Raw genomic sequence first — 15,659 nt, 5'->3', positions numbered from 1 at the left:
GTATTAAAATAGCGCTAAAAAAATAAACCGCACAATAATTAGTCAATTAGTCGTTTTTTTTGTGTATTTTAAAAAAAATGATTGATCTGCAATGAGTTATCCCCATATAACGCTTAATGACAACCTAATAAATTCCATCAAAGAGACCTCATTATGGCAACAGTAAGTTCAGGCAACACTAATATGCCTGTATTGGCACTTCGAGATGTCGTGGTTTACCCACATATGGTTATTCCACTATTTGTCGGCCGAGAAAAGTCAATCCGTTGTTTAGAAGCAGCGATGGAAAACGAGAAGCAAATCTTTTTAGTTGCGCAGAAAGACGCAACAGTTGATGAACCACAACAAAATGATATGTATGACATTGGTTCAGTTGCAACCATTTTACAGTTGTTAAAATTACCTGACGGTACGGTTAAAGTGCTAGTGGAAGGTAATCAGCGCGCTAAAATTCGCGAGTTTACTCAAACGGATGACTTTTTTGTTGCTGATATTGAAAAATTAGACGCAGAAGATATCGACGAAAAAGAACAAGAAGTTTTAATTCGTTCAGCTATATCGCAATTTGAAGGTTACGTTAAATTAAATAAAAAAATTCCACCTGAAGTTTTGACATCGTTGAGTGGAATTGATGAGCCTGCTCGTCTTGCTGATACGATGGCTGCTCATATGCCGCTTAAGTTGTCTGAAAAACAACATGTGCTTGAGATCCTCGCTGTGGGTGCCCGTTTAGAATATTTAATGGCACTGATGGAAGGTGAAATCGATTTATTACAAGTCGAGAAAAAAATACGCACGCGCGTTAAAAAGCAAATGGAAAAAAGTCAGCGTGAGTATTACTTAAATGAGCAAATGAAAGCGATTCAAAAAGAGTTAGGCGAGTTAGATGAAAATACGCCTGATGAATTTGAAGCGTTAGCGCAAAAAATTACCGAAGCCAAAATGCCAAAAGAGGCAGAAGAAAAAGCACGCGCTGAATTACAAAAATTAAAAATGATGTCGCCTATGTCAGCTGAAGCCACCGTGGTGCGCAGCTACATAGACACGTTAATTGGTGTGCCTTGGGTAAAACGTTCAAAAGTTAAAAAAGACTTAGTCGCGGCACAAAAATTACTTGATGCTGACCACTACGGCTTAGATAAAGTTAAAGAACGTATAATTGAGTATCTAGCCGTACAACAACGTATGAGCAAGGTTAAAGGCCCTATTTTATGTTTAGTTGGGCCGCCAGGTGTGGGTAAAACCTCTTTAGGTCAATCAATCGCTAAAGCGACTGGCCGTAAGTATATTCGAATGGCACTCGGTGGCGTGCGTGACGAAGCTGAAATACGCGGGCATCGACGTACGTATATTGGTTCAATGCCGGGTAAGTTAATTCAAAATATGTCAAAAGTTGGGGTTAAAAATCCTTTATTTTTACTTGATGAAATTGACAAAATGTCTGCCGACATGCGCGGTGATCCGGCTTCTGCATTATTAGAAGTCCTTGATCCTGAACAAAATAATAAGTTTGCTGATCATTACCTTGAAGTTGACTACGATTTATCTGACATCATGTTTGTGGCTACCAGCAACAGTATGAATATCCCAGGACCGTTACTTGATCGAATGGAAGTTATTCGTTTATCAGGCTACACCGAAGATGAAAAACTGAACATTGCAGCTCGTTATTTAGTGCCAAAACAAATTGAACGTAATGGCCTGAAAAAAGGCGAATTGGTGATCGAAGACTCTGCTTTACTCGGTATTATTCGTTATTACACGCGTGAAGCCGGTGTGCGAAGCTTAGAGCGTGAAGTCTCAAAAATGTGTCGTAAGGCCGTAAAAAATATTCTGCTTGATAAAGATTTAAAACAAGTGACCATTGATGGTGACAATTTAAATGATTACCTTGGCGTGCAGCGATTTGATTATGGTAAAGCCGATAATGATAACCAAATTGGTCAAGTGACTGGTTTAGCGTGGACGCAAGTGGGTGGTGAATTGCTGACGATTGAAGCCGCATCGGTTATGGGTAAAGGCGGCATGGTAACAACCGGCTCACTAGGTGATGTCATGAAAGAGTCTATCACCGCTGCAATGACCATTGTTCGTTCTCGTGCTGAATCATTAAGGATTAACCCAGAGTTTCATACTAAACGTGATATCCACGTACATGTGCCTGAAGGCGCAACACCAAAAGATGGCCCAAGTGCGGGTATTGGTATGTGTACGGCACTTGTTTCTAGCTTAACGGGTAACCCTGTTCGCTGTGATGTAGCCATGACGGGTGAAATAACCTTACGTGGTGAAGTATTAGCGATTGGTGGGTTAAAAGAGAAGTTATTAGCCGCTTATCGAGGTGGGATTAAAACGGTTATTATCCCTAAAGATAATGAACGTGACTTACAAGAAATCCCTGATAACGTCAAAGCGGGTTTAAGTATTCATCCCGTTAAATGGATTGATGAAGTGTTAAAATTAGCGCTGGAACATGATCCAAGTGGTTTTGAACCTGTTGATAATTTTAAATCTGACAGCGAAAATGCATCAGAAAAAAAATAATGGGTTTGATAAATACAACTCATTAAACTGATTAAAAAATAGCTAATATTAGCTAGCCCTTATAGAATAAGGGCTAGCGGATAGGCCAAAAAGCACTTTTTTTCATGTTTATTAAAAAACGTGCTTGAATCCTAACGCTAAGACTGATATAAATTTTTGGGAATCAGCCAGAACTAGCATCCCGCTTGATCTGGTGTCGAAATAATAACAATTGAAGGGGATGAAAATAGTGAATAAGTCTCAACTTATCGATAAAATTGCAGCTGGCGCTGATATATCTAAAGCTGCAGCGGGCCGTGCATTAGATGCATTTACAGATTCAGTATCTGATGCTTTAAAAGAAAATGACCAAGTAGCGCTTGTTGGCTTTGGTACTTTTTCTGTACGTGAGCGTGCTGCTCGCAGTGGTCGTAACCCGCAAACAGGTGAGACTATTGAAATTGCTGCAGCTAACGTTCCAGCTTTCAAACCAGGTAAAGCATTAAAAGACGCAGTAAACTAAAAAATTTTGTTTATGAGCTTTTAAAAACAGGCTTTGGTTGTTAAACCAAAGCCTGTTTCTATTTAACCCCACGCCATTTAGCGTTTATTTTTTTGAATATACACCGACCGCTTAATTTAAATTTATTGTTATCTCACTCCACTTCCTCTTTTTCTACTGCATTGTCTTTAATAAACACGGCGAGAAAAATAAAATATCAGGGGATAATTTGTATTGTGGAGCTGAAATAGGGGTATTTAATAATTTAAATCATGAGTTAGTCCAAGAATGTTTAAAAAAATGTAAATAGAATCGTTTCAGAGCTAGTCAAGCTTATTGTGGCTAGGTACAATTGCCAGCTATTTTAAGATAAGAATTCAAGCAGCATAGGTCATAACTACTAATGTTAGAAAGAATCCGTGAAAGCAGCCAAGGTATTGGTGCAAAAATCATATTAGGCTTAGTCATTCTAAGTTTTGCAGTGGCTGGTGTTGGTTCATACATCAATACCCAAGGTGATATACCTGCCGCAGAAGTTAATGGCAAAGCCATTTCCCAAGTTGAGTTTGATCGTGCATATCAAAATGAACGTTCTCGAATGGAAGGTCAATTTGGTGAATTATTTGGTCAATTAGCATCAGATGAAAATTATATGCGTAATTTTCGAGCGGGTGTTTTAGACCGTTTAGTTAACCAAGAATTATCAGATCAATTAGCTGATGACTTAGGCTTACGCATTAGTGATGCACAAGTTAAAAAAGCCATTATTGAAATGCCAGAATTTCAGGTTGAAGGTAAATTTAACAACGATCGTTATTTACAATTGTTAGCCCGTGCCGGTTATCAAGCTTCAGCCTTTCGTGAAATGTTGCGTTCAGACATGCAACGTCGCCAATTGCTATTAGCTTTAACTGATTCTGAGTTTTCATTACCACATGAATTAAACCAATATGCAAAGTTACAAGATCAAACTCGTGATTTTACGTATGCAGAAGTTGATCTTGAGCAATTCAAATCAGACGTTGTTATTGAAGCTGCTGAACTAGAGCAAGAATATCAATCAACGTTAGATTCATACAGAACACCTGAACAAGTCGCTATTACTTATCTTGAATTAACAGTTGATGACTTATTACCTTCAATTGCCGTTAGCGATGAAGATATACAAGCTCAATACGAAAGCAATATGAATGCTTATTTACGTGAAGAACGTCGTCGTGCTTCACATATATTGATTAGCACAGGTGATGATGCATCGGCATCAGAAGCTAAAGCTCAAGCATTATTAGCTCAAGTAAAAGCGGGCGAAGACTTTGCAGCGTTAGCAAAATCAAATTCGGAAGATACTTTTTCGGGTGAAAATGGCGGTGATTTAGATTTCTTTGGTAAGGGGGTTATGGCGCCTGAATTTGAAGAAGCCACGTTTGCTTTAACGGCGATTGGCGACATTTCAGATGTGGTTAAAACCTCATTTGGTTATCATATAATTAAGTTAACAGACATTGAAGCTGAAGCGGTTCAACCTTTAGATGATGTTAAAGCGGATATCGAGCTCAGTATAAAACGTGAAAAAGCGAATATCTTATTTATTGAAAAACAACAGAAAGTAGCTGAGTTAGCTTTTGAAATTTCTGATTCATTGATTGATGCGGCTGCAGAAGTGGGTGTTGAACTTATTAATACACCACTCTTTGATGAAGCGACTGCACCTGCAGCTTTGAATAACCCTAAAATTTTGCAAGCTGCATTTTCTGAAGATGTTGCGCAAAATGGTTATAACAGTGAGCTAATTGAAGTTGATGCGAATCGCATTGTTATATTGCGTGCTCAAGATTATAAGCCTGCCGTAACGCAATCGTTAGAAGAGGTTAAATCACAAGTTGAAGCCGTTATTACTACACGTAAAGCAAAAGAAGCGGCAGAAGCGTGGGCTACAGAGTTGGCTGCAACTTGGGCTAATCAAGATATTACTGAATCATTAACCGCTAAAAACAGTGAGCTTAAAGTGGTGACGGCTATTGGCCGCAATAATACCGATGTGACTGGCCCAATTAAACGTAAAGCGTTTGAAATGGCTAAACCGACTGATATGTCACCTAGTTATTCATGGGTACAATTTGGTAATGCAGTTAGTGTGATCAAGTTAACGGCGGTAACAACAAGTGAAGCCGAAGCTGACGATGCGGTTAAACAACGTTTACTATCGGCAAATTCTGAAAGCCAATACCGAGCTGTGCTTGAAGCGTTAAAAGAAAATTCAACAATTGAATTACCGTTACCAACGCAAACTGATTCGGGTGTATAGTCAAAGCGATCAGGTTTTAGGGGAAGCCGTCAAAGCTACCGCGTCCTGCTCTCGCCCCTTACCTGCATCCATGCAGGTAAGGGGCGAGACGCCATGAGCATATGCTCTATTATGTGATTGAGGCCGCCTAAATGGATTTAGGTGTTAGAACGACGCAGGAGCCAAAGTCGAGAGTAAGCGCTGACAATGAACCATAAAACCTGAGCGAGAAGACTATATAACACGCTTTTCTGATGAATAGACTTATATTCACTTAACTCAATTTCAATTGAGTACAAAAAAACCGGTATGTTGATACCGGTTTTTTTATTGCTTAAAAATAATAAAATTTATAAATACATAGGCACCATGCGCCGCCAATAATACCCACGGTGTGCTCGCTCTCCCCAAACATGAAGCTGATGGTTAACGCCTTTTGCATGCAATATCTCACTTAAATGATGATTATTATTAAGAAAAGGATCTTCCGCTCCGATCACGATAACAATATCCATATTGCGTAAATTCGATAACGCAGATTCGCAACTTAAGTTGGGTAAAAAGTGAGTTGGGGTATTAAAGTAGACGTTTTCATCATAATAGCCATCGAGCAGATCCGAGAAGTGTTCAACCTGTAAAGTTAAATCATAACGACCGCTAAACACACACAACTTTTTAAACTTTTCAGGGTGCCTGAATGCGATGTTAGCGGCATGAAAAGCCCCGAGGCTACAACCATGGCTGATGGTGCAGTCGTGATCGTTCATTCCGTCCATGAAGGGTAATACTTCATCAATAACATAACGTTCATATTTTTGATGTCGCTCAATGCGCCCAGCAGGGTGAGCCCAAAAACAATAAAAGCTTTCGGCATCCACACTATCAATGCAAAATAGCTGCATTTGACCTGCTTCTATTTTATCTTTTAGCTTGTCAACCATACGCAGGTTTTCGTATTCATAAAAACGACCACCGCGGGTAGGAAAAACAAGTACTTTAGCACCCGCATGCCCAAAGACGAGTATTTCCATATCTCTTTGTAAACTGTGGCTCCACCACTTATGATATTCTCTTTTCATTATTTTTATTCGAGTAAGGGGCTAAAAAAGTTAATTAGCTCTTGCTTTAATTCCTGTTTTTGTTGTTCTTGGCTAGGGTACTCAGAGTGACCTGCTTCAAGCACATACAAATGTTTATCGCACTTCAACGCATTATAAATGGCAAATTGCCCAGGCGGAGTGACGACGGGATCTTGTAATGCTAACGCACAATGCGTGGGGATTACAATGCGTTCAGCCGCATTAGCGGCATCATAATAACGTAATGTGTTTAATGTTGTTTTTGGGTAACGCTTAAAAAAGCCTTGCACAGCTAGGCCCGAACCCCAAGTAGGAAGTCGAAGCCTCAAACGGTGATCGCCAAAACTAGGCACATTAAAATGTGCACGAGCGACTCTTTTTTCATAAGCCATGGCTATCGCGCCAAGACCACCACTAAAACTGATGCCGACATAACCTAATTTTCCGGCTAAATAAGGAAAAAAACACAACATACTACTAACCGCAAGCCAAATGTCTTCAACGCAGCCCCGCATAATATACCGATCTTTTTTGTCAATATCATGAATTACATGCCATTGCGGGTTATTAGAGATGGGTGGATTTGGGCTTTGGCTAATTCCACGGCAACAAGGAAACAGTATCGCGGCATCATCAAATGGCAAATTAAAATCGGGTTCGTTAATGCCGCCGTAACCATGACCTGCAATAAAACCACGTGTTGGCGCTTTATCTTGTGGCACTAACAACCAACCTCCAATTTTAAGTTGGTCTGTAGTTTGGTAGTACAATTTAAAAACCCGCCAGTTTTTGTGTATTTCACCGGTATCGTGCAATGTTGGCTTGGGGTGGGTATTTAAACATTCGGCGTAAATATTTTGCCAGAACGAATCGAAATCATCAGGCGCACAAGGTGTTTTTATCGCGAGCAGTTGCTGCAAAGAATAACGATGCTCTGCTTTATATAACGTGTCCAATTTCTGCATACGATAGCCAATTAATTACTGAGTAAAAATAAATCATCATGCCCATGTAACATGAGTATATAACTGAGTATAACCGTAAATCGTGACCCATGTTGGAACAATTAATAGTGCTAAACAATAAAATCACAATTGGATAATTTGAATGCTTTTAGTTAGATAAATGATTAACTAAATTATTTTGTTAAATAGATAAATAAAATTATGTGTTTTGATAAAACTCATATATAAAGGCAAAAAATTTATCGCTTCTCAATAATTGCGTTTTTTGGTTAATCTAGACTCATGTTTTGTGGTGCGTTAATTATATTTTTGATGTTCAGTTATTGTTTTAATACCTAAAAATAAATTTTTAAACAAAAGCAAATAAAACTTATTTTTTGTATTAAGTGGCTGATATGAGGTTCATCGCTTATGGTTAAACCATCAAAAACGGTTAATCATAACTAAATAAAATTACCCTAGGAACATTATGAAAATTGCCATCTTGTCGCGCAATCCTCGTTTATATTCGACTCGCCGATTAAAAGAAGCAGGCGAAGCCCGCGGTCACCAAGTCGATGTTATTGATACATTACATTGTTATATGGATATCACAAAAAGCCGACCGACAGTACGTTATAAAGGCAAAGAGCTTGAATACTACGATGCGGTTATTCCAAGAATTGGCGCGTCAATTACTTTTTATGGCACGTCTGTTGTACGTCAATTTGAAGTGATGGGCACGTTCTCGGTGAACGAATCGGTCGCCATTAGTCGCTCACGTGATAAATTACGTTCGTTGCAATTACTTTCACGTAAAGGTGTTGGTTTGCCACGCACGGGGTTTGCTAACCGCCCAGATAACATTAAAGACTTAATCAAAAATGTGGGTGGCGCACCTGTTGTTATCAAATTACTTGAAGGCACACAAGGTATTGGCGTGGTTTTAGCCGATACAGATAAAGCCGCAGAAAGCATTGTTGAAGCTTTCATGGGGTTGAATGCCAATATTTTAGTACAAGAGTTTATTAAAGAAGCGGGTGGTGCTGATATCCGTTGTTTTGTTGTTGGCAATAAAGTTGTAGCCGCAATGAAACGACAAGGCGCTGAAGGCGAGTTTCGTTCTAACTTACACCGTGGTGGCTCAGCTACATTAGTGAGATTAACTAAAGAAGAGCGTGCGACTGCCGTTAATGCCGCAAAGGTCATGGGTTTAAACGTATGCGGCGTTGATATTTTACAATCTAAAAATGGCCCAGTCGTGATGGAAGTAAACTCTTCACCTGGATTAGAAGGCATTGAAGTTGCGACTAACAAAGATGTGGCAACCATGGTTATGGAATTCATTGAAACTAATGCAAAACCAAACAACACTAGAACTCGTGGTCAAGGTTAATTAATAATGAAAGAGATCGTCATTGGCGGTGTTACTGTTTTACCGGGAACCGTGGTAGAGATCGATTTACCGCTTGTTAGATTATATACCGATACCGATATGAGTATGCCTGTGCATGTTATACGCGGTAAAAGAGAAGGGCCAACGGTTTTTGTTTCAGCTGCCGTTCATGGTGATGAATTAAACGGTATTGAAATTATACGTCGCTTGGTTAAGCTTAAAACGCTTAAAGTTATTCGGGGTACGCTTATTTTAGTTCCTATGGTTAATGTTTATGGTGTACTTAATCAAAGCCGATACATGCCCGACCGCCGTGACTTAAATCGTTGTTTTCCTGGTTCGGCGAAGGGATCGCTTGCTGGCATCGTGGCGCATAAGTTTTTGAATGAAATTGTTGCACACTGTGATTACGGCATTGATTTACATACGGGTGCTATTCATCGTTCAAACTTGCCGCAAGTGCGCGCCAATTTAAAAGATGAAGAGACGCTTAACTTAGCTGAAGCCTTTGGTGTACCGGTTTTATTAAACTCAAATTTACGTGATGGTTCATTACGTCAAGCTGCGGTTGAATCGGGTACCAAAATATTACTATATGAAGCAGGCCAAGCGTTACGTTTTGATGAGTTATCTATTCGTGCGGGTTTAAAAGGTATTACAAATGTGTTGGCTTACCTTGGTTTAACCGCGGCTAGAGCTAAAACACGCAAGCAAAAAGTGATCCCTTTTATTGCGAATACCAGCGCATGGACACGGGCTAACTGTAGTGGCATCGTTAATGACTTAAAACACCTAGGCGATCAAGTTAATAAGGGTGAACCCCTAGCGAATATTGGTAGTCCGTTAGGTGAAATTTTTGATACGGTTAAAGCGAATCGCTCTGGCATTATTATCGGTAAGCAAAATATTCCACTGGCGCAAGAAGGTGATGCATTATTTCATATTGCATACTTTTCAGAAGCGGATGAAGAGATTGTTGAAAATATAGAGCGAATGCAAGATACCTTGTTACCCGATGAAGCAACTAAATAAAAGCCTGTTGCTTGCTTTGTGCTTTCACCTTTTTGTGGCGCGAGCACAAGGTTTTATCAAACCGATATTTTAAGAGAAATAGCAGATGGAAAAAATGATCATTGGTGCGCTTGAGATTTGTGATTTACCCGATATTAATATCACTGAGTTACAAATTAGAATTGATACTGGCGCGCAAACGTCTTCGTTACATGTTGATAATTTAAAGCGTTTTAAAAGGGCTGGTAAGCCTTGGGTTCGATTTGATATCCACCCCGATTTTTATAATGTTGATACCGTTACTCAGTGCGAAGCTAAATTACATGATATTCGAAGAGTTAAATCTTCAAATGGCACATCGCAACAACGTTATGTTATTCAAACATCGATTAAAATGGGTGGGCAAGCTTGGCCTATCGAAATAACATTAACAGACCGTTCAGATATGAGTTATTTAATGTTATTAGGGCGCGAAGGCATGGGCGATAAAGTGTTAGTCGACCCATCACAAAACTATATTCTTAATAATAGTGATTCAGAAATCGACAGTGAAGCCTAAATAACACCGAATCATTATTTATTGCTCTGTGTTAAACACAGAGCAATATTCTTCTTATTGTTGACCCAAAAATACTTCACGTTTATTGCTATTAGCCAAGTTAAACTGTGAATGCAATAACCCTTTAGTGTCGGATAACGAACTTATAATCATTTTATTAAATGGGCTATTATTTTCATCCGCTAAAAATACCGCTATATCGACCCATTCTGCGGCTAAAATTTCTTTCGGGTCTGAAATAACAATGTCATGCGATGTGGGTTTTAGTTTACAAATAAAATAGATATTTGATTTGCCGAAGCGGTATTGGTGTCGGCAACCTAAACCGATAATCGACTCAAATTCTGTTTTTATGCCGGTTTCTTCAAATGTTTCTCGCACGGCCGCTTCGCTAATATCTTCATTTAATTCAACGTGGCCGCCGGGTAATTTAAAGCCTGAGCTTTCTTGCGCTGCATCTTTAACAACTAAAACTTGTTGTTCATTAATCACCAATGCGCCAGCGCCAATAGAATGAGTGGGCACAAAAGGCGCGTAAGCATCGGCTTTTAAGCGTAAAATAAGAGTGATTTCATGTTCTAAGCAGTTATGAAAAACAAAACCTAATGCAGTCGCAATGGGAATATACTGTGCTTGCTCATGTGTTAACGTTAGCCAGGCTAATTGTTTTTTAAGGCCGGTTATTTCGTCAATAATATCTTTAAGCGTAAGTGAAAAAGTGGGTGCATCTAAATCGGTTAATGCGGTTGATATAATAACCCCATTAAATGCATCTTCAACATAAGTTAGCAATGTGCAAGTCTCTTGTTAATATAATCAGCTGTACTATAAAACGTATCTAACGCAAATTAAACTCTTAACGCTTAGTGACTTTAAGATATAGCAACACGCCTCTTGAAGTCACTTGGGGTTATCAACCGAATTTACATTATGTTTATCAAGCATAATACAGAGCCACTAGGGCGGCTTACACAATATTACCCCGCATTATTCGACAGTATAAATTGGCAAAATGTTTGGTACGGTAAGGGTCTACTGTAATAATAACCTTGCAGTGATGTGCAATTTTTATCGGCTAAAAAATCTGACTGATCTTGTGTTTCAATACCTTCCGCGACAATGTCGATATTTAGACTATTTGCTAACGAAATAACGGCTTCTACAATGGTCTTATTGGTATGGTTTTCGAGCACTTTAGCAATAAAACAACGATCAACTTTAAGTTTGTCTACCGGAAACTTAGTTAGGTAAGATAAAGAACTATAACCGGTACCAAAGTCATCGATAGCAATTGAAATACCAAGCTCTTTGCAATGTTTAAATAAGTGCTGATATTGGTCAATATTAGAAACCATAATGTTTTCGGTTATTTCTACTTCTAATTGACCTCTTTGTAATTCGTGGCGAGAGACTTCGTATTGTAAATGTTGCAGCAGATCATTGCTGGCGAGTTGTATTGGCGATACATTAAACGAGATTTTAATTTTTTTGTCTAAATCATTAAAGCGTTTAGCATATTCACATGTTTTAGTAATCACCCAGTTACCAATTGGAATTATGGCTCCGGTTTGTTCGGCAATTGAAATAAAATCTTCCGGGCTGATCATGCCATGTTTAGGGTGGTTCCAGCGTATAAGTGCTTCAGCTTGAATGACTTCGCCTGAAACCACATCTATTATGGGTTGTAAATAAAGCTCGAACTCATCGTTTTCTAATGCCATTGGTAGGTTTTTTTCAATAATAAGAGTAAGTTCGGCTGATGCTTTTACTTGTTCGTCAAATAGTTTAAATTTTGATTCAAAGCAAGGTCTAGATAGATGCATTGCAAGATCTAGGTTTTTCATTAACTCGTTGATATCTCGCCCATAAATCGGGCTTTCGACCTCTGCAATGCTTAACATTAAATCAACGGACTGATTGTCTATTTGCCACTTAGTGTTTTGATTAAGCGTTAAAATGTCATTGCCTGATACAGGGCAGTCTATCAGTGCAAATTCGTCACCACCTATACGCGCAATATACTTGGCTTGGCTAAAGTTTGATGACAGCCAACTAGCAAAAGAATTAAGTATTTGATCACCCTTGGTATAACCATGATGTTTATTAAATAAACTAAATCTTTTTATATTTATACAGGTTAGCTTTAACGGAATATTATTGGCCATTTGCTGACTGATATAGGCAAATAAACTTTGGCGATTGGGCAGTTCGGTTAATATGTCTTGCTGATAAAGTGTTTCGTTAAGTTTAACTAGGTGCTTTAAACGCGTGATGTCAGTTATTAAATAAACAATAAAAGCCGTTTCACCATATTGGTTTTTAATGGTAAAAAGAGTGGCTTGAAACCATTTTTCGTTATTGGTTGCGTCGGTATAATATAACTCGCCGTCCCAACGTCGGCCACTTGATAACAAATTAGTATATTCGGGTAATTGATGGCCTAAAATGCGTTTTAGTTGTGACAGGGGTGAGTTATCAAGTGATGATTTTTCAATTGAAAATAACTGAAAGCTTGCGGGGTTTTGTAACAATATACCTTGCTTATTGTCAGTAACAATAACGCCTAAATCAGCATGGTCTAAAGCTTCAAGTAACTGTAGGCTTTGTTGGGTTTGTGACTCCGCTTGGGTTAACATGTTTTCTAATCGATTTTGCGCACTAAAATGCGAATCCATTAGTTGTTGATGTTCAATCATTGATTCACGTGCAGTCTGCAGTGTATCTTGTCTGTTTTGGTATTCGAGTGCGGCATCTTTAATAATAAGAAACTCATTGCCGTCTTTAACGTAAGCGACCGCTTGTAAGGTCATGGTTGCGGTATGAAGGTTTTCTTTCCATACCTCAGATTGCAGCAGTTTATCGCTGCCTTGTTGCCAAAACTCATCGGCATCAAGCAAAAAATCATCGAGAAAATGTGACGTACCCGCCAGTGTTAAATAACTATTTATTTTTGCGTTTGGAATACAGCGCTCAAACCAAGGTTGGCTTGCATAAACTAAAAAATATTGCGCGTTTTGCTGTCTTCTAAAAATAGCCATGTTAACCATGGATAACGCTTGATTAAGTAAGTTTTCCATGTTGTTTACTCACAAACTGCTGTGGCTAATTGATAAAACATCGCTTCAACATTTTTGCCTGTTTTAGCACTGGTTTCGTATACAAAGTTAAATTTTTCGGTGGTTTCTTTTAGGGTGTCGTCGGTTGGCAGTTCAGTTAAATCGGTTTTATTACAAGCCAGAATACAAGGAATATCGAGTTGCTTTTTAACATCTAATAAAATAGTTGATGCTTCATTAAAGCTAGAAGAACGAGTGACATCAGCGACAATAATCACGCCGCTGGTGCCGCGTAGGTACTTAGTGTTAAAGCTAGAGAATTGGTCTATACCCTCGATATCCCAAATCATAAATTGTACTTTTTTTGATTCCAGTTCAATCAGCTTTTTATCTATTTTGACGCCAATAGAGGTTAAATACTTTTCGCTAAATATCCCTTCAACATACTGGCGAATTAAACTGGTTTTACCTACGCCGGTAGCGCCAATAATAGCGACTTTTTTTTGTATCATTCATCTATCCTTGGTTAATCACAAGCTACTGTTTAAAACCTGACTTATTGTTGTCTGAAAGTAGCAACACGCTAAAAACGGCACGACGAGCGTTAGACGCTATATCGCTATCGTCGATTTCACCAGCGCCCAATGCATGAATATAATGCGCCTTTATTGCGTTTTTAACCAGATATTGTTTAACAGAAAAAGCTCTTTGCTCACTTAATTTTTTATTAACGCCGCTTTGACCTGATTTATCGCTAATGCCGATTATTAGCAATCGCATATCAATATTTAAAATAATACTCAGATCAATTAATCGAACCAATTTTTTATGTACATGACTCAAGGTCTTTTTACTCATTGTAGAGAGTTGACCTTGCTCTATGTCGAACTCAATCCAAGATTGATTAATGTCATTAACCAACATATTGAATTCACGTGTTTCTAACAGGTTTACCGCTGGTTTTGGGGTGTCAATTAATAACTTATCAAATGAGTAGTTAGACAAACTAAAACCAGGAATAGCAAGCAATTGAGATTGCATTGACTTATATTGGCTTAAGTTAACTTGACCATTAAATTCAGCTGACATTGATTCAAACTGTACTGCATTATAACGATCGATAACAGACTGTATTTTATGGTTAATGATTTCTGGTTCGGTAGAGACAAACGGAAACTCTTGAACATTAACGTGGTCTATATTGAGTTCATGCATTTTTAGCCATTCAGTAATGGGCGTAGCGTGTGTATCGCGTAGTAACTTAAGATTGAATTGGCTTATTCCATTAAGATTGGCCTGCAACAGTACAATTCCCTGCTCGTTACCAATGTTTTTAAGCAAACTAAGCTTGTTTAATTGAATAAACCTAAAGGTGAGCCCGCCAATTAACGCGACTGAAGCAATACCCATAACAATAAATGCAAGCCACGGAACGGTTTTTTTAGTGGTATTAAGCTGACTAATTAAACATTGTCGTAAAATAGGATCACAGGCTTCAAACGGTTCGTTGTCACCTTCGTATGTTAACAGTTGCTTATGGTAAATTTGGTGAACTTCTTCTAGTGCAAGGTCAAAGCGCTGGTTGAGGGTTTCAGGCACCGTACCGGTCACTGCGCCCACTAATATCGCGTTAGGACCAGGTTTAACAACCAAAGTAAAATCATTGGTTTTAACAACACTTAGCGACTGTTGCTCAGCCGAATCTTCTTGTTGAAAAGAATCACTAACAAAGTCATTGATGGCCGTTAACATTGCCGAAACCAAATCGGCATCGGCTGCGTCTTTTTCTACACTAATCGACTTTAACAATAACCCGGTTTTAGCATGAATAAGCAGTACCTGTTCAACCCTAAAACTAAATGTTTTTCGGGTGATATATTCTGCGTAATTAATGCCTTGTCGCCACGCTTGGTAACGCCATTTTATACCGCGCCATGTAAAACTATTTTCGATAAGCTGATTGGTTTTTTGCATAAACTCAGCAAAAAACGCACTAACTGACTTTCTAACCAAGCTACCCACAAGGGGGTAAAGCGCGCTAACCATTTGTTCGCTTCGGTTAGCGACAGATTGTTCAACCGACTTTTCAACCAGTGGTACCAAAATTTTATTAACCGATTGATCTGATTGCTCGCGGTCGTGCAGGGCTTCAGTTACTACATCGCGTACGATCTCTCTTGCTTGACGATTGACCGCATCGACTACGTGTGAGCTATCTTTACCTAATACGATGTCTCTAATTGAATTTAGATCATGGTTAGGGTCTGTTGGGTCTGGCTTATCCTTGGCAGACGTCATGAGTTTA

12 protein-coding genes are annotated in these 15,659 nt (G+C 38.8%); 6 read left to right on the top strand and 6 right to left on the bottom strand.

Annotated features, from left to right (window positions below; translation table 11 throughout):
* Positions 1-153: 153 nt before the first annotated feature.
* From lon to DPX34_RS01400, 3 genes are all read left to right on the top strand, one after another.
* On the top strand, positions 154-2,544 hold the full coding sequence (gene lon, locus DPX34_RS01410) for an endopeptidase La (RefSeq protein WP_111976617.1): 2,391 nt from the start codon (positions 154-156) through the stop codon (positions 2,542-2,544).
* Between the two features lie 229 nt (positions 2,545-2,773).
* Positions 2,774-3,046, top strand: a complete 273-nt coding sequence (hupB, locus tag DPX34_RS01405) for a nucleoid-associated protein HU-beta (RefSeq protein ID WP_111976616.1) — start codon at positions 2,774-2,776, stop codon at positions 3,044-3,046.
* 382 nt (positions 3,047-3,428) lie between these two features.
* A complete protein-coding gene (locus tag DPX34_RS01400; RefSeq protein ID WP_111976615.1) occupies positions 3,429-5,330 on the top strand; it encodes a SurA N-terminal domain-containing protein in 1,902 nt (633 codons plus the stop codon).
* Positions 5,331-5,659: 329 nt separating this feature from the next.
* Here the strand turns inward: DPX34_RS01400 and DPX34_RS01395 are convergent, their stop codons facing one another.
* Together DPX34_RS01395 and DPX34_RS01390 are read right to left on the bottom strand one after the other, a co-directional pair.
* Entirely contained in the window at positions 5,660-6,388 is a 729-nt protein-coding gene (locus DPX34_RS01395) for an esterase family protein (RefSeq protein WP_111976614.1), read from the bottom strand.
* 5 nt (positions 6,389-6,393) lie between these two features.
* The gene (locus DPX34_RS01390) at positions 6,394-7,353 is read right to left on the bottom strand and encodes an acetylxylan esterase (RefSeq protein WP_111976613.1); all 960 of its coding nucleotides are present in this window, start codon (positions 7,351-7,353) and stop codon (positions 6,394-6,396) included.
* A 469-nt stretch (positions 7,354-7,822) separates the two neighbouring features.
* Here DPX34_RS01390 and rimK point away from each other — a divergent pair, with 469 nt between their 5' ends.
* The 3 genes from rimK to DPX34_RS01375 all read left to right on the top strand — a co-directional run bounded on the left by rimK (position 7,823) and on the right by DPX34_RS01375 (position 10,298).
* Positions 7,823-8,728 (top strand): 30S ribosomal protein S6--L-glutamate ligase, encoded by a 906-nt coding sequence (rimK, locus tag DPX34_RS01385; protein ID WP_111976612.1) that lies wholly within the window; start codon positions 7,823-7,825, stop codon positions 8,726-8,728.
* Between the two features lie 6 nt (positions 8,729-8,734).
* A complete protein-coding gene (locus tag DPX34_RS01380; RefSeq protein WP_111976611.1) occupies positions 8,735-9,760 on the top strand; it encodes a succinylglutamate desuccinylase/aspartoacylase family protein in 1,026 nt (341 codons plus the stop codon).
* An 85-nt stretch (positions 9,761-9,845) separates the two neighbouring features.
* Positions 9,846-10,298, top strand: coding sequence for an ATP-dependent zinc protease family protein (locus DPX34_RS01375; RefSeq protein ID WP_111976610.1), 453 nt, complete (start codon positions 9,846-9,848; stop codon positions 10,296-10,298).
* Between the two features lie 54 nt (positions 10,299-10,352).
* On the opposite strand, the gene DPX34_RS01370 is transcribed toward DPX34_RS01375, so the two are convergent.
* The 4 genes from DPX34_RS01370 to DPX34_RS01355 all read right to left on the bottom strand — a co-directional run bounded on the left by DPX34_RS01370 (position 10,353) and on the right by DPX34_RS01355 (position 15,652).
* The gene (locus DPX34_RS01370) at positions 10,353-11,090 is read right to left on the bottom strand and encodes an NUDIX hydrolase (RefSeq protein WP_111976609.1); all 738 of its coding nucleotides are present in this window, start codon (positions 11,088-11,090) and stop codon (positions 10,353-10,355) included.
* 185 nt (positions 11,091-11,275) lie between these two features.
* Positions 11,276-13,375 (bottom strand): putative bifunctional diguanylate cyclase/phosphodiesterase, encoded by a 2,100-nt coding sequence (locus DPX34_RS01365; RefSeq protein WP_111976608.1) that lies wholly within the window; start codon positions 13,373-13,375, stop codon positions 11,276-11,278.
* A gap of 5 nt (positions 13,376-13,380) precedes the next feature.
* A complete protein-coding gene (locus tag DPX34_RS01360; RefSeq protein ID WP_111976607.1) occupies positions 13,381-13,866 on the bottom strand; it encodes a Rab family GTPase in 486 nt (161 codons plus the stop codon).
* Positions 13,867-13,891: 25 nt separating this feature from the next.
* Complete coding sequence (locus tag DPX34_RS01355; RefSeq protein WP_111976606.1) at positions 13,892-15,652, bottom strand: OmpA family protein; 1,761 nt, start codon at positions 15,650-15,652, stop codon at positions 13,892-13,894.
* Positions 15,653-15,659: the final 7 nt, after the last annotated feature.

Source organism: Algibacillus agarilyticus (assembly GCF_003286125.1).
GTDB classification, from domain to species: Bacteria; Pseudomonadota; Gammaproteobacteria; order Enterobacterales; family Alteromonadaceae; genus Algibacillus; species Algibacillus agarilyticus.
Note: the sequence above shows the minus strand (reverse complement) of the source record. Positions and strands in the feature narration are given on the sequence as shown.